20 protein-coding genes are annotated in these 20,637 nt (G+C 48.5%); 13 read left to right on the top strand and 7 right to left on the bottom strand.

Going from position 1 to position 20,637, the window contains the following annotated elements; translation table 11 throughout:
* Positions 1 to 3 precede the first annotated feature (3 nt).
* Positions 4 to 2,460: a glycoside hydrolase gene (locus HQN90_RS27705; RefSeq protein WP_173224860.1), complete on the top strand. Its 2,457-nt coding sequence runs from the start codon at positions 4 to 6 to the stop codon at positions 2,458 to 2,460.
* Positions 2,461 to 3,011: 551 nt separating this feature from the next.
* Here HQN90_RS27705 and HQN90_RS27700 read toward each other — a convergent pair.
* From HQN90_RS27700 to modA, 3 genes are all read right to left on the bottom strand, one after another.
* On the bottom strand, positions 3,012 to 3,260 hold the full coding sequence (locus tag HQN90_RS27700) for a hypothetical protein (protein WP_173224858.1): 249 nt from the start codon (positions 3,258 to 3,260) through the stop codon (positions 3,012 to 3,014).
* 178 nt (positions 3,261 to 3,438) lie between these two features.
* Complete coding sequence (modB, locus tag HQN90_RS27695) at positions 3,439 to 4,110, bottom strand: molybdate ABC transporter permease subunit (protein WP_173224856.1); 672 nt, start codon at positions 4,108 to 4,110, stop codon at positions 3,439 to 3,441.
* A gap of 2 nt (positions 4,111 to 4,112) precedes the next feature.
* Complete coding sequence (modA, locus tag HQN90_RS27690; protein ID WP_173224854.1) at positions 4,113 to 4,955, bottom strand: molybdate ABC transporter substrate-binding protein; 843 nt, start codon at positions 4,953 to 4,955, stop codon at positions 4,113 to 4,115.
* Between the two features lie 172 nt (positions 4,956 to 5,127).
* Between modA and HQN90_RS27685 the strand changes: the two genes are divergently transcribed.
* From HQN90_RS27685 to HQN90_RS27655, 7 genes are all read left to right on the top strand, one after another.
* A complete protein-coding gene (locus tag HQN90_RS27685; RefSeq protein ID WP_173224852.1) occupies positions 5,128 to 6,072 on the top strand; it encodes a helix-turn-helix transcriptional regulator in 945 nt (314 codons plus the stop codon).
* Positions 6,073 to 6,364: 292 nt separating this feature from the next.
* Positions 6,365 to 7,072, top strand: coding sequence for a metal ABC transporter ATP-binding protein (locus HQN90_RS27680; RefSeq protein WP_173224849.1), 708 nt, complete (start codon positions 6,365 to 6,367; stop codon positions 7,070 to 7,072).
* Positions 7,018 to 7,908 carry a metal ABC transporter permease gene (locus HQN90_RS27675; RefSeq protein WP_173224845.1) on the top strand — a complete coding sequence of 297 codons (891 nt, stop codon included), beginning with the start codon at positions 7,018 to 7,020 and terminating at the stop codon, positions 7,906 to 7,908. The genes HQN90_RS27680 and HQN90_RS27675 overlap by 55 nt, the downstream gene beginning before the upstream one ends.
* A 23-nt stretch (positions 7,909 to 7,931) precedes the next feature.
* Positions 7,932 to 8,915 (top strand): metal ABC transporter substrate-binding protein, encoded by a 984-nt coding sequence (locus HQN90_RS27670; RefSeq protein WP_173224842.1) that lies wholly within the window; start codon positions 7,932 to 7,934, stop codon positions 8,913 to 8,915.
* Between the two features lie 79 nt (positions 8,916 to 8,994).
* Complete coding sequence (locus HQN90_RS27665; RefSeq protein WP_173224839.1) at positions 8,995 to 10,206, top strand: GTP-binding protein; 1,212 nt, start codon at positions 8,995 to 8,997, stop codon at positions 10,204 to 10,206.
* Positions 10,207 to 10,238: 32 nt separating this feature from the next.
* Positions 10,239 to 10,388: a 50S ribosomal protein L33 gene (gene rpmG, locus HQN90_RS27660; RefSeq protein ID WP_173224836.1), complete on the top strand. Its 150-nt coding sequence runs from the start codon at positions 10,239 to 10,241 to the stop codon at positions 10,386 to 10,388.
* 101 nt (positions 10,389 to 10,489) lie between these two features.
* The gene (locus tag HQN90_RS27655; RefSeq protein ID WP_173224833.1) at positions 10,490 to 10,951 is read left to right on the top strand and encodes a hypothetical protein; all 462 of its coding nucleotides are present in this window, start codon (positions 10,490 to 10,492) and stop codon (positions 10,949 to 10,951) included.
* An 862-nt stretch (positions 10,952 to 11,813) separates the two neighbouring features.
* Here the strand turns inward: HQN90_RS27655 and HQN90_RS27650 are convergent.
* From HQN90_RS27650 to HQN90_RS27635, 4 genes are all read right to left on the bottom strand, one after another.
* The gene (locus tag HQN90_RS27650; RefSeq protein WP_173224830.1) at positions 11,814 to 12,713 is read right to left on the bottom strand and encodes a fumarylacetoacetate hydrolase family protein; all 900 of its coding nucleotides are present in this window, start codon (positions 12,711 to 12,713) and stop codon (positions 11,814 to 11,816) included.
* A gap of 58 nt (positions 12,714 to 12,771) precedes the next feature.
* A complete protein-coding gene (locus HQN90_RS27645; RefSeq protein WP_173224827.1) occupies positions 12,772 to 13,545 on the bottom strand; it encodes an SDR family NAD(P)-dependent oxidoreductase in 774 nt (257 codons plus the stop codon).
* Between the two features lie 14 nt (positions 13,546 to 13,559).
* The gene (locus HQN90_RS27640; RefSeq protein WP_173224824.1) at positions 13,560 to 14,309 is read right to left on the bottom strand and encodes an IclR family transcriptional regulator; all 750 of its coding nucleotides are present in this window, start codon (positions 14,307 to 14,309) and stop codon (positions 13,560 to 13,562) included.
* A gap of 152 nt (positions 14,310 to 14,461) precedes the next feature.
* Complete coding sequence (locus HQN90_RS27635) at positions 14,462 to 15,178, bottom strand: FadR/GntR family transcriptional regulator (RefSeq protein ID WP_173224823.1); 717 nt, start codon at positions 15,176 to 15,178, stop codon at positions 14,462 to 14,464.
* A gap of 110 nt (positions 15,179 to 15,288) precedes the next feature.
* On the opposite strand from HQN90_RS27635, the gene HQN90_RS27630 reads away from it, so the two are divergent.
* From HQN90_RS27630 to HQN90_RS27610, 5 genes are all read left to right on the top strand, one after another.
* Positions 15,289 to 16,704: an FAD-linked oxidase C-terminal domain-containing protein gene (locus HQN90_RS27630; RefSeq protein WP_173224819.1), complete on the top strand. Its 1,416-nt coding sequence runs from the start codon at positions 15,289 to 15,291 to the stop codon at positions 16,702 to 16,704.
* Positions 16,697 to 18,010, top strand: a complete 1,314-nt coding sequence (locus tag HQN90_RS27625) for a (Fe-S)-binding protein (RefSeq protein WP_326074602.1) — start codon at positions 16,697 to 16,699, stop codon at positions 18,008 to 18,010. The genes HQN90_RS27630 and HQN90_RS27625 overlap by 8 nt, the downstream gene beginning before the upstream one ends.
* 149 nt (positions 18,011 to 18,159) lie before the next feature.
* Positions 18,160 to 18,864, top strand: a complete 705-nt coding sequence (locus tag HQN90_RS27620; protein ID WP_173224816.1) for a hypothetical protein — start codon at positions 18,160 to 18,162, stop codon at positions 18,862 to 18,864.
* 172 nt (positions 18,865 to 19,036) lie between these two features.
* On the top strand, positions 19,037 to 19,726 hold the full coding sequence (locus tag HQN90_RS27615; RefSeq protein ID WP_173224813.1) for an MIP/aquaporin family protein: 690 nt from the start codon (positions 19,037 to 19,039) through the stop codon (positions 19,724 to 19,726).
* Positions 19,727 to 20,255: 529 nt separating this feature from the next.
* Positions 20,256 to 20,637, top strand: a 382-nt coding sequence (locus HQN90_RS27610; protein ID WP_338042396.1) for an HTH domain-containing protein, incomplete at its 3' end; no start/stop codon positions are given.

Raw genomic sequence — 20,637 nt, 5'->3', positions numbered from 1 at the left:
GTGATGCGAAATAAACTTCGTATGTTGAGTTTCATAAGTGTTATTACGGTGTTGGCAGCAGGAATCTGCCTGTACACGATAGATCGGCAGAAATCCGAAACGATCTCCGGCAAGCCCTCTGCCTCTCCCCAAGCCGCTGACAAAATCATGGATACGGCTAATATAGGGGGTTTGGATACGGCCGATGCTACCCTAATAGAGCCTTTACCGGACGAAAAGCAGGTAGACGGCGCGCAAGTCGATTTAGTAACGAAGGACCTGACTGTTCGAATTGTTCCCAGCACTTGGGAGTTCAAGTTAGGAGCAGCCGACAAGCCTTTGATCACGATTTCTCAAGCGCAGCCTGCGGTCAAAGTTCAGAACTTAAAGTTGGGAAGCTCAAGCGCCAGTTGGGAAGTCCCCTCTAATGGCTTGAAAGTGCTTATCCAAGTTGTTAATAAATCGCTGAAAGTCAAGATAGAGTCGAGTAAAGAAACCTCGATCACGTGGCCGATTCTAGGGAAGCAATTGGACAGCAAAGCTATGATCCTTCCGCTCGCAGAGGGGCGTTACGTGCCAACACAGGACAAAGACTGGTTGCAATATTTGACAAAAAACGGTGAATCGAGCCTGAACGAAGCATTTTCCATGCCGTTTTGGGGAGTGCAAGGGAACGGGTTTTCTTTGACTTATCGCGTGGATAACCCGTTCAATGATACCGTTCATTTTACGAATGACCAGGAACAATTAGGGCTGAGTGTGAAGCATGATTTCACTGCCAAATCCGTGCATCAGCCGTACGGGGTAGCGATTTATTTAGGAACGGAGAACCTGAACGAACCGGCCAAAATTTTTCGTCAAACCTTGCAGGACCGCAAACAATTCGTAACGCTGCAGGATAAAATCCAGAAAAATCCCGGTGTGCAAAAGCTGCTGGGAGCGGCTCATGTGTACATGTGGGGAAGCGGAAATATAGCTCCCGAAGATATAACGGATTGGGGGAAACTTGCCAAATTAATAACCAGCCAAGCCAAATCGACAACCGCTTCGCCAACTAAACAAGTGTGGCAGCTGCTGGATAAAGAGGGGCAGGAGGCACTTTCCGCCATTGCCGCGCAGAATTATGCCGATTCGTTTCAGAAAAATACGGCAGCGAGAAGCCTAGGCAATGTGCTGAGCAAGCAGGAGTTCTATCAGGCAGATGCGTGGAGCGGGGTAAAGCTCGATTCGAAGGTGCAGACATTGCTGAGCAAACCGAATTTAAATGAAACGGAGCTTTATCAACGGAATAACCTGTTGTTAACGGATGCGTTCCCGGGAATATTTACCCCTGTGGAGTCTTGGGGAGACGGGATATCAACAAAAATGCTGAAACAATTCCAAACGGCTGGCTTGGACCGCTTATGGCTGGGGGTATCGGACTGGCAGCTGGCCTACAAACATCCAGAGTTCGTGCAGCAAGCGGAATCCATGGGCTATTTAGCAGGCACCTATGATTCCTACAATACGGTTCTGGACCCGGTGCATCCGGCCGATCCTTCGTTTACGACAGCCATTTTTGACCAATGGCTTTATGACAATGGGGCTGTGGTCCGTGCCGACGGCAAGAAAGAGCCCGGCTTTCAGAAGAAAGGTTATACGATAAGCCCGCTCGTTACGCTGCCTTACATGGAAAAGCGCTTCTCGACCATTATGGCGAATACCCCATTAAATTCATGGTTCGTTGACGCCGATGGCGACGGCCAATTGCACGAAGATTATTCAACCGAGCATCCTGCAACCGAGCAAGACGATATGAATGCCAAAATCAAACGATTAAATTGGTTTGCCAATAAGCAGATGGTCGTTGGCACAGAAAAAGGAGAATGGTACACGGCGCCTTCGGTCGCATTTGCTCATGGCATGACAACGCCGGCGCTTGGCGCTTGGATGGATAAAGACATGGGAGATAAATCATCGAAATACTATCTGGGTTCGTATTGGCCACCGGAGGGCCCAGATTTTTTTATCAAACCAGTGCCTCTGAAGCCAATCTTCGACAAAATTTATGTGGACCCACAGTTTCAATTTCCCTTGTATGAGCTTGTGTATCACGATGCAGTGATTACAACCCATCACTGGGGAATGGGAAGTTTGAAAATTAGCGATAAAGTGAAAACGCGGTCGTTGACCGAATTGCTGTATACAGTTCCTCCTTTATACCATTTGAATCTCAAAGCTTGGGAGCAGGATAAAGAAACGATCAAGAAATATTACGACGTCTTCTCGCCCGTGCATAAACAAGCTGCTGTAATGGAAATGACACGATTTGACTGGCTTTCACCCGATCGTCTCATACAAAAAACAACCTACGGAAACAAGCTGGAAATCGTAGCGAACTATTCATCCCAGAGCTTTTCATATGAAAATGCGAACATTCCTGCTCAAAGTGTGTGGATTCATTGGTTGGAGAAGGGGGAGACGCAGATTTTCACACCTTAGTTTTCATGGTGCAAGAAAATATGGATCGATCCAGTTTGAATCGGTCAGCTCGTCGGCTGCCCACCTAGTCGTTGTGCGGTAGTAGCGGGTTTTCTCCTCCACAAGTTGATTTCGTGGAGCCAGGTCACAGGTCTGCAAGTTGACTTCGCTACATCAGGTTATCCGTCTACGTAGCGGCGGGTTCCCCTCCCAGAGCTCCGCTTAGATCACTCCCTCCGTATATGACGGACGGATCCCACTTGGCGGCTCATACTGCTATACTGTTAGGTGGCTGTTTCACAAGGGTATTAGTGAGATATAATGTGCTAGTGGTGAGTGGTGAGTGGTGAGTGGTGAGTGGTGAGTGGTGAGTGGTGAGTAGTGAGTAGTGAGTAGTGAATGGTGAATGGTGAGTGGTGCTGAGGTGTAGAGGAGTAGTGAGATTCCGTGAGATGCAGCGAACTGCAAGCGGACCAGAATTCCTGCAAAAGTGCAGGAATTTTCGATATTATCGTGTGAAAAGCGGAAAAGCCTGCGATAATGCAGGAATTTTCCACTTTTGCCTCCTGAAATCAAACAAGTGGCGCAAAAGGATGCATAATCGCAGGAATTTCTAGTTTTTGAGCGATATAGAGCGCAAAAGGATGCACAATTGCAGGTTTTCTGAGGTCGAGGGCCCACGAGTTGACTTCGTGGTGGCGGGGTACCTCTTCGCAAGTCGACTTCGTGGCGCCAAGCCACCGATCCGTGAATTGACTTCCCTGCATCAGGTTATCCGCCCACAGAGCGGCGGCTTCCCCCTCCCAGAGTTGATTCTCCACTGAGATTCCTCCCTCCGTATAACGGACGGACGGATCCCACTTGGCAGCTCATCAGCTGAGTAGTAGTCACATCAGCATATTAAACAAGTCGCAAATAACGCACAAAAACGCCTCCAAAACCACTATTCAAGTGGGAATGGAGGCGTTTTTGGATTGGAGGCTTAGGGACAGCCTCATCTTAATCCTTCCCTCTGCGGTTAACGATAAGCAGCAAGGCGAATGAGATGATGGTTATGGTTGCCACCCAGCACCAAGCGAGTGTCTGATTGCCCGATTCGACAGCCAGATAGATGGCGGTTGGCAGCGTCTGTGTTTTGTGCGGGATGTTGCCGGCAATCATAAGCGTAGCGCCAAATTCGCCAAGCCCGCGGGCGAAGCCAAGGATGTAAGCGGCCGCTACGGAACGCCATGCCAAGGGGATGGTGATGTACCGCAGCACTTGCCACTCGCTCGCGCCCATCGATCTGGCTGCGTCCTCCAGCTTGGTGTCCATAGAGGCAAAACCAACTTTCATCGTCTGGTAGACGAGCGGAAAAGCGACCACGATCGAGGCAATGACAGCAGCGCCCCACGTGAAAATGATCGATTGATCAAACAGGTAGGTCATGGCTTGCCCAAACCAGCTTCGCTTGCCGAGAATGATGAGCAAGATGAATCCGACCACTGTCGGAGGTAAAACCAACGGCAGGAGGATGCTGGTTTCCAGGAATATTTTGCCCCTGAATGCTTTGCGAGACATCCACCAAGCACAACAGCCTCCCAATAGCAGAACAAAAATGCTGGAAACGACAGCAACCTTCAGCGAGAGGAGAATGGGGTCAATGAAATCGCTCCAAAGCACCTGATTCATCCTTATTTAGGAATGGAAAAACCGAATTTCACAAACACATCTTGAGCTTCTTTGCTTTGCAAATACGTGTAGAATTCGTTAATTTCCTTGCTATGCTTGGTTGCCTTGACGATGCCAATCGGATACTCAATGGGGGTGTAGGTTTTCGGGTCAACCGAGAACGCAACTTTCACCTGCTTGGAAGTCAGTGCATCGGTTTTGTACACGAAGCCGGCTTCGGCATTGCCAGACTCTACATACGTGAGCACTTGACGAACGTCTTTCCCTTGAACAAGCTTGCTTTGCAGCGAATCCCACAGCTTGGCAGAGGTCAAAGCTTCTTTGGCATAGCTGCCGGCAGGAACCGTCTGAGGTTCGCCAACGGCGACATGCTTGATTTCTGCGCCGGAGAGCTCGTCGATCTTTTGCACAGCGACTTTGCCATCGGCGGGTGTTACAACGACTAATTCATTAATGAGCAGATTTTTTTGCTGCGCGGCATCGATAAGTTGTTTATCTACGAGTGCTTTCATATTTTTCGTCGCTGCGGATAAGAACATGTCCGAGGGAGCGCCTTGCTCGATTTGCTGCTGCAGGGCTCCGGAGGCTCCGAAGTTAAAGTTTAATTTCAATTGTTTATTTTTACTTTCGAAATTGGTCTGAATTTCTTTCAAAGCATCGGTCAAGCTGGCTGCTGCCGAGATGGTGAGCTCAACCTTTTCTACAGAAGCTGAAGCGGTTGGAGTTGCTTGTGCAGAAGGTGAGCTGACTGGTGCAGGTGCTTTTTGACTGGAGCATCCTGTGAAGATGACAGCAGCAAGGGTAAGAGCAGATAACATCGTACTAGCTTTCAATAATTTAGACATGATTTCCCCTCCGATATGATTTATCTATCTATTTACATCTAAATAGTTATATTTAGATATAACCTATTATATAGATTTGCATTTTCTAAGTAAACCATTTGTGCCGAAATCCATCGTTCCTCTAGTTGTGTTACAATATAAGGAATCTGAAGCGCTTTAACGGAGGATGACAATGACAACGGACATATCTTATACAACCGAAGAAATTTCTAAATTATTAAAGATATCCAAGCTTACGGTCTACGATCTCATCAAAAAAGGTGAACTCTCCGCTTATCGTGTCGGGAAGCAAATGCGTGTGGACGCATCCGACCTCGAAGCTTATAAAATACGCGCCAAAGGCGGTAAAGTGTATGCCTCCATGCCGGATATTCCCGTGCAGCAGCTTACTCAGCCGGCTCAATCATCCAAGAAAGACATTGTCATTACGGGTCAAGATGTCAGTTTGGACATTTTAAGTAAACATATTGAACGGAAACTCACGAGTTATAGGCCGCTTCGCTCCTATGTTGGAAGTTTGGATAGTCTTATTTCTATGTACAAAGGCGAGTCCGATATCGTCAGTACGCATTTACTCGATGGCGATACAGGACAGTATAACCTGCCTTATATTCGGAGGCTGCTGACCGGGAATTCCTATGTCGTTATCAATCTCGTTTCACGTATGGCGGGGCTGTATGTGCAGCAAGGCAATCCGAAGCAGCTGCAAGGTTGGGACGACCTCAAACAACCGGGCCTGCGGGTTTCCAATCGGGAGAAGGGATCAGGTGCACGTGTGCTGCTGGATGAGCAGCTTCGGCTTCGCGGCATTTCACCACGGATATTAAGCGGTTATGGGCAGGAAGAATCCAATCATATGGGCGTTGCCGGGAAAGTAGCCTCTGGGGAAGCAGATTTTGGAGTCGGGATAGAGAAGGCGGCAAGTATGGTGGGCGGTGTCACATTCATTCCACTGATCCAGGAGCGGTATGATCTAGTCATGCTAAAAAAACCAGAAAACGCAGAATGGCTTGAGAGCATCATAGCTATTCTGCAATCGGATGTATTTCATAACGAATTGCGTCCCATCCAAGGTTATGATTTATCGCAGACCGGCCAGATTTTATTTGAAAATTAAGGAGTCAGAGTCTATAAATGCTCGATGATAAGGGATCTTTTCGGCACGTTTGGGTAACGTGGTTGAGGGGATTCCTTTCTTTTTGTGTTGACATCCTTGGCGAAAAGCGATATAGTCCTTTTTGTAATAAGTAATAATTACGATTAAACAACGGTACTTATTTTCAGAGTAAAAGTAAAATAATGAACCGCAATGAATGCCTACTTGTTTGCACAAGCTTGACTTAAAATCGTAAAAATTACATTTAATAAATGTGTTTTATAAATAAAAAGCTTAGGAAGGGAGTTAGCGTATGTTAATCGCCTCAATGAAAGAAGTTGAATACGGGTATAGTGATACGCCCTGTATTCAAGATGCGAATGTTGACATTCAATCCGGCGAGTTTGTGGCCGTAACCGGGCCTAATGGCGCATCGAAATCAACCTTATTAAAGCTGCTGCTGGGCTTATTCAAGCCGTGGAAGGGCCGTGTATTTCTTTCGACTACGAATAAAGAAGGGCAACCGCTGAGGGTCGGATATGTCTCCCAGCAAATCGCCGCGTTTAACAGCGGATTCCCAAGCACGATTCTTGAATTCGTGATGTCAGGGAGAGCGACAAGAGGCTCTTGGTTTCGCAAGATAAAGCAAGAAGATCTGGACCAGACCGAGAAAGTACTGCGCCAGATGGGGATGTGGGGACTAAGGGATCGGAAGATCGGTGAATGCTCAGGCGGGCAGAAGCAGCGCATTTGCATCGCACGAGCGCTAGCTCAAGAACCGGACTTACTGGTGCTCGACGAGCCTACGACGGGGATGGATCAAGAGAGTCGGCTTGGGTTTTATGAGCTGATGAATCAGCAAGTGAAGGAACAAGGAAGAACGGTCATCATGGTTACGCACGGCCTATCCGAAGTAGCGCCTTACCTCGATCGTATCATTGAACTGGAGCGGAAGGAGGAGGGGGGATGGAGATGCTGCACTACGACTTCATGCAGCGGGCATTTTGTGCCGGTGGGTTAATTGCGCTTCTGGCTTCTGTGCTAGGCGTATATCTCATGCTGCGCAGGCAGGCGTTGATGGCCGATATGCTGTCGCATGTCTCGCTTGCCGGCGTTGCGGCAGGAGCCTATCTACATATCAATCCGACCTTAACAGGTTTTGTTGTAGCGACCCTTGGGGCTATTGCAGTGGAATATGTCAGAAGGTCCTTCAAAACCTATAGCGAAATTTCGGTAGCCATCATCATGGTGGGAGGCCTTTCTACAGCGGTAGTACTGATGAGCCTCAATCAGAGCATCAATAAAGGCTTCTCGGCTTATCTTTTCGGATCGGTTGTTGCCGTCAATCAAACGGAATTGATCCTGATGTTTGCCGTAGCGTTAATCGGAGGCACCTTCTTCTACGCGCTTCGGCGGCCCTTATATCAAATCACCTTCGACGAGGATACGGCCAAAACAAGCGGCTTGCCAGTGTCCTGGATATCCTTGGGCTTCAGCGTGGTAACTGGGATGATCGTTTCAGCAGCGATGCCGATTGTGGGTGTTTTGCTCGTCTCTGCGCTTGTCGTATTGCCTGCGGCGCTGGCTATTCGAATAGCCCCCAGCTTTTATGCAGCACTCTTTATTGCTATGGGGATTGGGCTGCTTGGGGTATTTTCGGGGCTAACGGTTTCGTTTCAGCTCAGCACGCCTCCGGGCGGAACGATTGCTTTGCTTCTATTAAGCTTCCTTATTGTGGGTCTAAGCTTGAAAAAGGTCATCCTCAAATGGGGCAAATCCAGAAATACTGTCACTGCCGATGCAGATGCTGCTCCAATTAGCAGCATACCGCGATTATCCAAAGAATCATCTTTATAAATTATTTTAGGAGGAACTACGCAATGTACAAAACATGGATTAAACAATCAGCATTACTCACAGCGCTATCCGCTGTTCTGCTCTCAGGGTGCACATCCAACTCGACTTCAACGACGGCGGTCAGCACGCTAAACCCGGAAGTAACCGGCACGAGCAAGCTGAAAGTAGTCACGACCTTTTATCCGATGTATGAATTCACGAAACAGGTCGCAGGCGATTATGCCGATGTGATCGGGCTTATTCCGGCGGGTGCCGAGCCTCACGATTGGGAACCAAGCGCCAAGGACATGGCGCAGCTCAAAACGGCGAATGTATTTGTTTATAACGGCATAGTCGAAGGATGGGCCAAGAAAGCGCTGGAGAGCGCAGCTAACGATAAACGTGTAGTGGTAGAAGCAAGCAAAGGCATTCAACTGATGGAAGGCTTGGCGGAAGAGGAAGAAGGCGAAGCTCATGATCATGAGGAAGCTGACGGCGGTAAAATACTCGATCCGCATGTATGGCTTGATCCTGTTCTTGCGCAGCAGGAAGTGATCGCCATTCAAGCTGGTTTGGCGCAAGCAGATCCGGCGCACAAGGCCGATTACCAGAAGAATGCGGATGCTTTCATCGCCAAGCTGAAGAAGCTGGATGAGGCCTATAAGTCCGAGCTGAAGGATGTGAAGCACAAGGAATTCGTCACTCAGCATGCAGCATTCGGCTATTTGGCGAAAGACTACGGCTTGAAGCAGATTCCGATTGCCGGTTTGTCGCCCGAGGAAGAACCGTCACTGGAAAAGATGGCTAACGTGGTTAAATTTGCGAAAGAGAATCAAGTGAAAACGATCTTTTTTGAAACATTGGTCGATCCCAAAATCGCCACCACCATCGCCAAAGAAATCGGGGCGAAAACAGATGTGCTGAACCCTCTCGAAGGACTCACCGATGAAGATAAGAAAAATAATCTGGACTATATCGGTATTATGGAAAATAACCTGAAAGCTTTGAAGAAAGCTTTAAATGAATAAGAAGTAATTAATGAATAAGAAGTAATTTCGGCAGCTCATTAAATCGTAAAAATTACTATAATGATAGGAGGCAACATGCATGCGCGAAGCGGATAAAAGAATTCCTGTAACCGTACTAAGCGGGTACTTGGGAGCGGGAAAGACGACCTTGCTTAACCATGTTTTGAATAATCGTGATGGTCTAAAGGTTGCTGTCATCGTCAATGATCTGAGTGAAGTCAATATAGATGCAGACCTGATTCGAGAGGGAAGCGGGATTTCACGGACGAATGAGAAGCTTGTGGAAATGTCGAATGGCTGCATCTGTTGCACCTTGCGGGATGATCTGCTCCAGGAGGTAGAGAAGCTGGCCAAAGAGGGCAAGTATGACTACATTTTGATTGAGTCGACAGGTGTAGGCGAGCCATTGCCGGTAGCGCAAACCTTTACTTACATAGATGAGGAGCAGGGCATTGATTTATCGCAATTTTGCCGTCTTGACTGCATGGTGACGGTCGTTGATGCGTACCGTTTCTGGCACGACTATGCCTCCGGCGAGACGCTGCTGGATCGCAGTCAAGCGGTGGATGAGCAGGATACGCGTGACGTGGTCGACTTGCTTATCGATCAGATTGAGTTCTGCGATGTGCTCATCTTGAACAAATGCGATCAGGTGAGCGAGGCTGATCTGGAGGAACTGGAAGGGGTGCTTCGCACCCTTCAGCCAAGAGCCAAGCTGCTTCGCGCGGTGCAGGGGGCTGTGAATCCTGCTGAGATCTTGAATACGCAGCTGTTTAATTTCGATGAAGCCAGCACATCAGCTGGCTGGATGAAAGAAATGGAAAAAGAGGTGCACACGCCGGAAACGGATGAATACGGTATTGCTTCTTTTGCCTATGAGCGTGTGAAGCCCTTTCATCCCGAACGCTTGATGGAATGGATGAAGGAGTGGCCAGCTGAAATCGTCAGAGCGAAGGGGATCATGTGGCTGTCCACTCGGAATGATTTTGCCCAGAATATGAGTCAAGCAGGGCCTTCCATTCGTTTCGGGCCAGCGGGCTACTGGGTCGCGGCACTGCCGGAGGAAGAGAAGGCAGCGGTACTCGAGGAGGATGCAGATCAGATTCGGCATTGGGATGAAGTCTATGGAGATCGTGTAAATAAGGTCGTCTTTATTGGCATGGATATGGACAAAAATGAAATTACAAGCGATCTGGATGCATGCTTGCTGACAGATGCAGAAATGCTGGAAGACTGGACACGGTATGAGGACAATCTCCCCAATGCCATGATGGAAATAGAAGCAGGCTAACGGGCAGCAACCAACCATAGGAGGTGAATCTCATGAGAGTCGTCATTACTTTGGCATGTACCGAAACGGGTGATCGGAATTACACCACGACGAAAAATAAGCGAAATAACCCGGCACGTTTGGAGCTGCGCAAGTATTGTCCGCGTTTGAAGCGCCATACGTTGCATCGTGAGACGCGTTAACGTACTATGAATAAGCAGGAAGGCGGGCGAATTGGCACCGCCTTTTTTCTTGGCTATAGCCGCAGGAAGCAATTTTTCAATGAGTGGGGGAAAGGTCGGCCATGTCCAATGTAAACATAGACGAACCAAATGAAATTATACTTAGCACTCATTCGGAGGCCAGCTGGGGACGTAGACGGCAAGAGCTAAGGGACTGGACGGACAGCCATAAGCTTAGGAAGCAGCCGAAGAGAACGCTGCTGCTGGACGAAGTGTACGTAGACGCGGAGCTGCATAGGACGCTCACACTGCTTCGAGAGAAACATATTCAGACGGAATTTTCCTGTGCAGGCGTAAGCCTGCTGGATGAGCCCGAAGATCATTCCCTCTACGCCTATCTAACCTTGATTGCCTCTAAGGAAGCGGAGAATTTTATCCAAAGTACGATGAAGCTGATGAGACATCGCTTAATGGTCACGTTCGAACCGAATCGCAGCCGATATGATTTATCTTCTTTTTATATAGGCCATAATCGGTCGTTCTGTCGGTTGCTGGAGCGCAGCGCTGAATTATTTGAGGTGTAGCGAGCTTTAGTGAGATGCAGCGGACCAGAATTCCTGCAAAAATGCAGGTATGTTCGATATTATCATGTAAAAAGCGGAAAAGCCTGCGATTATGCAGGAATTATCCGCTTTTGCCTACCGAAATCAAACAAGTGGCTCAAAAAGATGCACAATCGCAGGAATATCTAGTTTAGGAGCTATATGGAGCACAAAAGGATGCATAATCGCAGGCTTTCGCAGGTTACCCGTCCACAATTTGTTTCAAAAAGGAATTAGGAGAAGCAATGTGCTTGTGATGCGAGTTGGCGAGGTGTAGCGAGCTTCGGTGAGATGCAGCGGACCAGAATACCTGCAATAGTGCAGGTATGTTCGATATTATCGTGTAAAAAGCGGAAAAGCCTGCGATTATGCAGGAATTTTCCGCTTTTTCCTCTCAAAATCAAACAAGTGGCTCAAAAAGATGCACAATCGCAGGAATATCTAGTTTAGGAGCTATATAGAGCACAAAAAGATGCATAATCGCAGGCTTTCGCAGGTTACCCGTCCACAATTTGGCTTCGTAGTGGTGTGATCCTCCCTCCGCAAGTTGATTTCGTGGCGTTAGGTCACTGATCCACAAATAACTCGTCCGTACTGGGCACATTGGCCAAAGAATTGGCACAGTTTCGGCAGATCGGAAACTGTGGACTGTGATCTCCTCTGGGGGTGCGGTACAGGAAAGGACGTGCCCTTTGTGGCCCGTCGGTTCACCCATTTTCCCACCAGACTCGCCCGGATCAGGGGGTTGCTTAATGCTCGCTAGCGATGCTTCATGCGCCCGCATCAGGTAGTTGTTCACTGCTCGCTAACAATGTTTCATGGGTCTGGATCAGATGGCAATTAGCTACTCGCTAACCAAACGATTCGTCAGACTGCCTAGTTTTTCAATCGTAATTGTCACGACATCGCCGTCTTGCAAGTACACACGCTGATCAACCGGATCTCCGAGCACGACGCCTTCAGGAGTTCCTGTCAAAATAATGTCACCCGGGTACAGGGTCATATGCTGGGAAATATAACTGACAATTTCGTCGCAGTGGAAAATCATGTCCGAGGTATTCGAGTTCTGACGTACCTTGCCGTTGACGGTGGTGCTGATCTTGAGATCATTCGGATTGCCGACTTCATCTGCCGTGACGAGATAAGGGCCCAGCGGACTGAAGCCGTCGCAGGATTTGCCGAGCAGCCATTGCGAGGTACGCATTTGCAAATCCCGCGCAGAGAGGTCGTTTACGCAGCAGTAGCCGTAGACGTGCTCCAAGGCCTGCTCTTTGGCGACATATTTGGCCTGTTTGCCAATAACGATAACAAGTTCGGCTTCGTAGTCCACTTCTTTGGACACGCGCGGAAGTGCGATATCATGTCCGTGACCCGTGAGTGTGTTGCTAAATTTGTTGAAAAGGATAGGGGTCTGCGGGATCGCGGCATTCGTTTCTTCAGCATGCTTGCGGTAATTGAGCCCTACACAAATGATTTTGCTTGGCTCTGTGACACAGGGACCATAGTCCAGGTCCGTTTCGCTTAGCAGCAAAGACGCGCGGTTGTCGCTTGCCAGAGCTTGCTTGACCAGCTGCAGCAGGGCATCCGTGGCCGAACTTCCTCCTTGGATAGCTTCGTGCACGGTCGTCGGGACTATGTAGTTGGGGGAAAGTTGGTTAACCGCTTGAACGACATCCAGCACACCAAATTCGGTTTGCACACCTAGGTTAAGCTCATCATTTGAACGGAAAGTAAGCAGTTTCATTGTGAAATCCTCCTAATTTATGCTGGGTATGATTAGAATAATAGCTTGACTAGCGCGTTTACGCATTTTTTCCGAAGGTGGCGCCTCCGTCAATATATAAAGGCGAGCCCATCATGAATTTGGAATCGTCGGAAGCAAGGAATAGCGCCGCTTGCGCGACGTCCTCCGGGCGTCCCAGATCGTTGCTGAGCTGTCTGGTTTTGAGGGAAGCGATGGCAACTTCCGGATCATCATAGGAGGTACGGAGGTAATTTTCCACAAAGGGAGTCAAAATAGTTCCCGGCAGCAGCGCATTGACGCGAATGCCGTAGGCCGCGTAATCGACCTGCATCGATTTCGACAAGGCCAGCACGGCACCTTTGGTAGCGGCGTAGGCCGCCCGGCGGGCGAGTCCGATCTCGGCAACACAGGAGGACATATTGATAATGGAGCCGGACTTTCGTTCCATCATGTGAGGGATTACATATTTGGAAGGCAGGAACACGCCTTTGACGTTAATGCTCATGATGCGGTCCCAGAAGTCAGGCTCCAGCTCGTGGAGCGCGCCAACACCGCTGATGCCGGCATTGTTGAAAAGCACATCAATACGGCCGTGCTGTTGGATGATTTGCTCTACCATCTGTTTCACGGAATCTGCGTGTGTCACGTCAGCTTGGATGAATTGGGCTTTGCCGCCTGCATCTGTTATTTCTTGAACCGTCTGAGTCCCTTTGCCTTCATCGAGATCGTTGACGATAACCTGCGCACCTTCTTTCGCAAACAAAAGGGCGCTGCTTCTGCCGATACCTGAGCCTGAGCCTGTGATGAGAATGACTTTGTCTTGTAGTCGCATCTTAATTCTCCTTTTTAATCGGATAATTGGTGAGCCAGCTTACAAACTTCTTCTATACAGGACTGCTTCTTCTGTTCCCATTGCGGCAACATCATGGAGCAGCTGACAGCGGCGATAACTTGACCTTGGGCATTGCGAATAGGTGCGGCTGCGCAGCTAAAGCCAATGACGGCTTCTTCCAGGTCCAAAGCGTAGCCTTGTTCACGGATTTGCTCCAAGCTCAGCTTCAAAGCCTGTACAGTCGTCATGGAATTGACCGTCAAATGAGAAAAGGGCTCTTGGTCCGCTGGATAAAGAGCATCAATGTCGTCATTGCTGAGATCAGCCAGCATAACCTTCCCGAGTGCGGTGGCGTGTGCGGGGAGACGCATGCCAGGCTCCGATGCTAACCGGACTGGTGTAAGCGCTTCCTCTTTGGCGATATAGAGGACTTCTCTGCCGTCTAGTTTGGCAAGCTGGAAGGATTCGCCCAGTCGGAGCTTGGCTAGGGAGGCCTCCTTATGAAAGGTTTCATTTAGGTTGCTCCTCTGAAAGGCAGCATGACCTAGGCGAGACAGCTCGCGTCCCAGACGGTAGGTTTCTCCGGTTTCCTTTTCTACCCATCCCAGATTTTCCAGCGTTAACAGCAAGGAATACATGGAGCTTTTGTTAATGGCAAGGGTGCGGGACAAATCGATGAGCTTCAGCTTTCCTGGGTGCTGCGAGATTTCTTTGAGAATCAGGTGGGCACGTTCGATCGCAGGAACGCGATATTTATCATCCAATCAAGGACCTCCTTGCTTTGCTAACCAAAGGCAGTGTTGATGTTTTCGAAAAATGGTTTTATATACAAAACCAAGTTTACTTTATAAAACCATATTATCATAAATAGGAAAAAAACACGAGAACTTCGCTGAGAAATTCTCGTGTTTTTTTTCTAAGCTTTCGCTCCCAGCTTCTGGACAACCCGATCAACTTTCAAGATGTGCTGCATAACTCGTTCTTCCGCCAGCTTGGCGTCCTGATCTTTGATCGCCTCGTAAATGTCTTTGTGCTCCTGAATGAGCAGCTTGACGGAAGCGCGCTCAGCAAAAAACCAAAGCCGCCGAGATTCCTTCATGCTTTCCTGCAAGCGATCCGTCAACGACTCCATCATGCTTAGAAATAAAGAATTGTGGGACGCTTTGGCAATACTCAAATGGAACCTGATATCGGCTTGTTCGCTCAGAGATTCATTGTCAATCGCGGCTTCCATCTCTTGAATGGCTTGCGCCAGCAGCTGCAGATCCTCCTCAGTGCGCCGCTCAGCGGCTAGAGAAGCGCAGCCAGCCTCAATAAATTTGCGAACCTCGAGTACTTCTTGAAACGACTCTGTTTGGTAGAAGAGGTCTCCTCCGTTGTCGAGCCCATCGCCCGAGGGCAGCGTTTTGCTGACGAAAGTGCCGCCGCCATGGCGAATATCGACCCAGCCCATCGCCTTCAAAGCGCTCATCGCTTCGCGAATCGTGGATCGGCCGACTTCGAAGCTAACGGCCAGCTGATCGACGGTAGGGAGCTTGCTTCCAGGGAGATAGCTGCCTGCTTGAATCTGCTCTTTCATATGCGTCATTACGATCTCAGAGCCTTTTTGCGGTTTGATCCGCTCAAATGTCATGGAAATACCTCCGCAAAATCTTCTCTATACAATGGTTTTATTATACGCTATTATAAGAAAAAAGTCATCAGATGACATGACGACTAGTTGCGTTAAGGAGGACAATGAACATGCTTGAAAATGATGTAAAAATAAAGCTTCGTCAAATCGTTGGCGAATCTCACTTCAAAGATGATATGGAAACGCTTGTTACCCATTCCTATGATGGTACGCCGATGCTGCTGCAGCTTCCGGAGGGTGTCATTTACCCTAAGGATACCGCGCAGGTATCCGCGATAATGAAGGTATTAAGCGAACATCGGATACCGCTGGTCAGCCGGGGATCGGGGACGAACTTGTGCGGCGGCACGGTTCCTGTTCAGGGCGGCATCGTTATGGTCATGCATCGAATGAATGCGATCCTCGAGGTTGATATGCAGAACTTGACTGCGACCGTGCAGCCGGGCATCATTACGAAGACGTTCATTGAGCATATTGAGGGTCTTGGGCTCTTTTACCCGCCGGATCCCAGCAGTATGGCTATTTCCACGATTGGCGGCAATATTGCCGAATGCTCCGGGGGCTTGCGCGGCTTGAAATATGGCACGACCAAAGATTATGTGATCGGTCTGGAGTGCGTGCTGGCTTCGGGAGAGATAATGCGTACGGGCGGCAAATTGATGAAAGACGTAGCGGGCTACGATTTGACGAAGCTGCTGATCGGATCAGAAGGTACCTTGGCCGTCATTACCGAAGCAACGCTCAAGCTTATTCCGCCGCCGAAATATAAGAAAACGATGCTGGCTATGTTCAAAGATATATACGGAGCGGCACGAACGGTGTCGGCGATTATTGAAAATCGCATCATTCCGGCGACACTGGAATTCATGGATAACCCGACGATTCGTGTCGTTAACGATTTCGCGAAGCTGGGGCTTCCTTTGGATATGGCAGCCATTCTGCTCATTGAACAAGATGGCGAGATGGAAACCGTGGAGCGGGATATCGCGCGGATCTCGGAGATTTGTCAGGAAGAGCAAGCTGATCAGATCAGCATCGCCAGCAATCAAGAGGAAGCGCTGAAGCTGCTTACAGCTAGACGCAGTGCTTTTACGGCGCTAGCTAGGCTTCGCCCGACGACCATCTTGGAAGATGCGACTGTGCCGCGTTCGGAAATTGCCGAGATGGTGCTGCAAATTAATCGCATTGCGCTTAAATACAATGTGCAGATCTGCACTTTCGGCCACGCGGGGGATGGCAACCTGCATCCTACGGCGACGACCGATGCGAGGGACCACGATGAAATTGAGCGGGTCGAAGCCGCCTTCGAGGAAATCTTCGAAGAAGCGATTCGACTTGGCGGTACGATAACAGGCGAGCATGGCGTTGGCCTTGTCAAAGCGCCTTTCCTGGAATGGAAAGTTGGCAGCACCGGGATTGCGATTATGAAGAGCATTAAACAGGGCTTTGATCCTTTGAATATTTTGAACCCAGGCAAAATGTTCGCCAAGGAGTCCAGACGCAGGGTGGTGATCGATCGTGTCTAACGCAACAGCGAAATCACTGCAGGAATCTTTGCGTTTGAAGCTCGATTATGATCAGCTAACGAACTGCATGCGCTGCGGCTTCTGCCTGCCGGCTTGTCCAACCTTCAAAGAGACCGGCGTGGAAGCCGAGTCGCCCCGCGGCCGGATTTCTTTGATGAAAGCGACCGTGGACGGACTGATGGAGCCAAACGTTCGTTTCGAAGAGCAGATGGGCCATTGTCTGGGCTGCAGAGCTTGTGAACCGGCCTGTCCGGCAGATGTGAAATACGGTCAGCTTATCGAGCAGGCGCGGGATGCGATCGAAGATCATACGAAGCAGCATCGGGTATGGGTCAAAGGCGTGCGCAAGCTCGTTTTCAGACAGCTTTTCCCGCATCAGAACCGGATGAGACTGCTCGGCAAGGGACTTCGTTTGTATCAGAAGTCAGGCGCTCAAACCATCGTCAGAAAAACTGGCGTGGTTGGCCTGTTCTCCAAACAGATGTCAGCGATGGAACGCATTTTGCCTGACGCTACTGGAAATGGCGTTATTGATCAGCTTGGGACGAGAATTCCTGCCATCGGGGAAAAAGTAGGAACGGTGGGGATGTTCCGTGGTTGCTTAATGGACGTGCTGTTCACCGAAACCAACCGCAAAACTGTACAGCTGCTGGCCAAGGCTGGCTTCGATGTCGTCATCCCCGAAGCGCAAAACTGCTGCGGAGCGCTCCATGCCCACAGCGGAGAGATGGATCAGGCGAGACAGCTTGCCCGTCATAACATTCGCGCCTTTCAAGACGCTGGCGTCGATTACATTGTGTCCAATGCAGGCGGCTGCGGCGCTATATTGGTCGAATATGACCATTTGCTGCATGAGGATGACCAGTGGCATGAGCAGGCGAAATGGTTCGCGAGTCGGGTGAAGGACATCAGCACGATTTTGCTGGAAAAAGGCCGTCCTCTCCCGTTCGCGGAAGGGCCGGGTGTCCGCATTACGTATCAGGATTCCTGCCATCTTCGCAACGTGATGAAAGCAGGAGAGTCCCCGCGGAAGCTCTTGAAGCAGCTGCCGAACACAACCTTTGTGGAGATGAAGGATGCCGGTTCCTGCTGCGGATCCGCAGGGATTTATAACCTGACGGAGCCGGATATGGCGAACACGATCCTTGATCGCAAAATGGATCACGCTAAGTCCACGGAAGCGCATTACATCGTGACCAGCAACCCTGGTTGCTTGCTGCAGATGAAGCTGGGCATTGATAAGCATGCCGCGGGAATGAATATGCAGGCGGTGCATATTGTAGATTTTCTGTATGAGCGCGTATAGATGAGTGAAAAGCGAGAATCCTCTGAAAGCTGAGCTTTCAGGGGATTTTTTGTATGGAAACGGTGGATGATGAGTCAAGTTGGACTATTTCCTTACCTTTTTCATAATGGTAATATTTAGTGGGGGATTACCGGGTAAAGGAGGATACTATGGGATGGTTGCTATGGGGCGGTTTACTTGTGCTGCTCTTGTTGTCGTATGTTAATCAACGCCAAAACATAACGAAGCTAATGTGGCTTACGATTGTTGCCGTTTATTTGGTTTGCAATGTTTACGTGAACTTATTTGGCCTTTTGGTTCCTGTCGGTGTTATCATCGCTTTCGTTTACATGAAAAAAGCTAAAAAGCCGATCTTGACTACTGCGCTGATATTTGGATTAATTTGCGTCATTTCAACTTTTTATGTGCCGAAAATATCATGGAGCCAATTAAAGGCTCACTCGCAGGACATCCAATATTCAGCAGAATTTAACCAAGTTAATGCCGTATATCATTTTTCAGCAGATTCAGAAATTCATGAGCTTTTGTCCAAATCAGCCTTAGCGCTGCAAGACAAAAATCCGCAATCGGAAATTAACATCGAGGATCCACATGTTTTATTTAGTTTGTGGGTTCTCTCTCATCAAGGTCTTCCAATGACGGATTTAGACTGGTTATGGTATAAAGCCCCTTTGGAATTGCATTATTATTGGCAGTCTAGCCGGTTCGATGAATTGACGAATAAGGAATATATCCAGTTTAGGGATGTAGGGTATATGGGGGTATTTACGAAATCCGAGAAAAATAGTCCTTACAAACTGCAAGCTGTTTATGAATATGACAGGCTGAAAATGAATAATCCGATAATTCCCTAGTTCGAGAAGAGAATCAAGAAAATCCCTCTATGATTTGTTCAGTTTTTATTCAGTCCCTTACATTAGGCTTAAGCCTTAGGAAATAAATGTAATTTAATGATCGGAGCGGAATATACATTTCCTGATTACCGTTCCATCTGGCTGAAACAACAGAAAATAGAGGAGGATTATCTTGAAGTCATCATTAAAAAAGTATGCGGCTGAATTGTTAGGAACTTTTATTCTTGTTTTGTTTGGGTGCGGCTCGGCGGCTACGGCAGGTGGGGATTTGGGGTACTTAGGTATTGCTTTTGCCTTCGGACTATCGATTGTGGCGTTAGCTTATGTGATCGGTCCCATATCAGGCTGCCATGTCAACCCTGCTGTTTCATTCGCCATGCTGCTTAGCGGTAAATTATCGGGCAAGGATTTTGTCGGGTATGTCGTTTCGCAAATTATTGGAGGTATCGCTGGAGCCGGGCTCTTATATGGCATCATACATTCTACGGGCAAAGCTGTGACTAGTCTGGGGCAAAATGGTTTTGGCGCCGGATACGGAATCGGCATTTCTGATCTGATGGCAGTGGTTGTGGAAATTGTGTTATCGTTTGTGTTTATTTATACCATTCTAGGTGTTACGTCTTCGGTGAGCACAAGCGCGGTTGCTGGCTTGGTCATTGGCTTGACGCTCGCGTTTGTACATATTCTTGGCATCGGTTTGACTGGGACATCGGTGAATCCAGCGAGAAGCTTGGGGCCAGCTCTGCTTATAGGCGGCAAAGCGCTCACGCAGGTATGGGTCTTTATTATTGCTCCACTGATTGGCGCGGCTTTGGCGGCGTGGATTTATAAATGGTTGAATAGTGGCGTGCGAAGCAGTTGATGCAGAGGGTTAGATGGAGAGTAAGGTGAAGAGTATGGTCAAGAGTAAGTAAGATGAAGAGTAAGGTGAAGAGTGAGTGAGATGGGGAGTAGGGTGAAGAGTAAGTAAGAAGGGAGTAAGGTGAAGAGTAAGTAAGATGGGGAGTATGGAGAAGAGTAAGTAAGATGGGGAGTATGGAGAAGAGTAAGTAGGATGGGGAGTATGGAGAAGAGTAAGTAGGATGGAGAGTAGGGTGAAGAGTAAGTAGGATGGAGAGTATGGTGAAGAGTAAGTAGGATGGAGAGTAGGGTGAAGAGTAAGTAAGATGGAGAGTAGGGTGAAGAGTAAGTAAGATGGAGAGTATGGTGAAGAGTAAGTAAGATGGGGAGTATGGTGAAGAGTAAGTAGGATGATGTGTCCGATGTGAGTGGGTTATAAAGAACCTGAGGTTTTTTACACTGGTACCCATAGTCTGGACACTTTGAAAAAGTGTTCAGACTATGGGTACTTTTTTTTGTATACTAGAGTAAGCACCGGAGGGGATTACACCATGTCTAAGAAAGTCTTTAGCGAAAAAGACCAAATGAGGTTATCAAAGAATAAGTACGTGATCAGAATAAGTGATAAAGCAATAACCTATGCGGATGAATTTAAGCAGTTGTTCATCGATCAATACATGGCAGGTAAACTCCCTAGAGAAATCTTTGAAGCTAACGGGTTTGATGTAAACGTAATTGGAATTCAACGTGTAAAAGATTGTGCCAAGCGTTGGAAAAAAGCATATGGAAAAGACGGAATCATTGGATTAACCGACTCTCGTAAGGAAGCTTCTGGACGTCCTCTAAAGCGTGAACTAACGCAAGATGAAGTCATTGCAAGACAGGAAGCAAGAATTAAACTCCTTGAGTCTCAGGTGGAATTGTTAAAAAAGC

Origin of the sequence: Paenibacillus alba (genome assembly GCF_013204855.1) — a bacterium.
GTDB lineage: Bacteria > Bacillota > Bacilli > Paenibacillales > NBRC-103111 > Paenibacillus_E > Paenibacillus_E alba.
The sequence above is the reverse complement of the archived record's forward strand: the minus strand, read 5'-3'. Positions and strand labels throughout refer to the sequence as shown.

Coding starts and splice junctions, on each gene's coding strand:
- HQN90_RS27705 (WP_173224860.1), top strand. CDS start 4: ATGCGAAATAAACTTCGTATGTTGAGTTTCATAAGTGTTATTACGGTG.
- modB (WP_173224856.1), bottom strand. CDS start 4,110: ATGAATCAGGTGCTTTGGAGCGATTTCATTGACCCCATTCTCCTCTCG.
- modA (WP_173224854.1), bottom strand. CDS start 4,955: ATGTCTAAATTATTGAAAGCTAGTACGATGTTATCTGCTCTTACCCTT.
- HQN90_RS27685 (WP_173224852.1), top strand. CDS start 5,128: ATGACAACGGACATATCTTATACAACCGAAGAAATTTCTAAATTATTA.
- HQN90_RS27680 (WP_173224849.1), top strand. CDS start 6,365: ATGTTAATCGCCTCAATGAAAGAAGTTGAATACGGGTATAGTGATACG.
- HQN90_RS27675 (WP_173224845.1), top strand. CDS start 7,018: ATGGAGATGCTGCACTACGACTTCATGCAGCGGGCATTTTGTGCCGGT.
- HQN90_RS27670 (WP_173224842.1), top strand. CDS start 7,932: ATGTACAAAACATGGATTAAACAATCAGCATTACTCACAGCGCTATCC.
- HQN90_RS27665 (WP_173224839.1), top strand. CDS start 8,995: ATGCGCGAAGCGGATAAAAGAATTCCTGTAACCGTACTAAGCGGGTAC.
- rpmG (WP_173224836.1), top strand. CDS start 10,239: ATGAGAGTCGTCATTACTTTGGCATGTACCGAAACGGGTGATCGGAAT.
- HQN90_RS27655 (WP_173224833.1), top strand. CDS start 10,490: ATGTCCAATGTAAACATAGACGAACCAAATGAAATTATACTTAGCACT.
- HQN90_RS27650 (WP_173224830.1), bottom strand. CDS start 12,713: ATGAAACTGCTTACTTTCCGTTCAAATGATGAGCTTAACCTAGGTGTG.
- HQN90_RS27645 (WP_173224827.1), bottom strand. CDS start 13,545: ATGCGACTACAAGACAAAGTCATTCTCATCACAGGCTCAGGCTCAGGT.
- HQN90_RS27635 (WP_173224823.1), bottom strand. CDS start 15,178: ATGACATTTGAGCGGATCAAACCGCAAAAAGGCTCTGAGATCGTAATG.
- HQN90_RS27630 (WP_173224819.1), top strand. CDS start 15,289: ATGCTTGAAAATGATGTAAAAATAAAGCTTCGTCAAATCGTTGGCGAA.
- HQN90_RS27620 (WP_173224816.1), top strand. CDS start 18,160: ATGGGATGGTTGCTATGGGGCGGTTTACTTGTGCTGCTCTTGTTGTCG.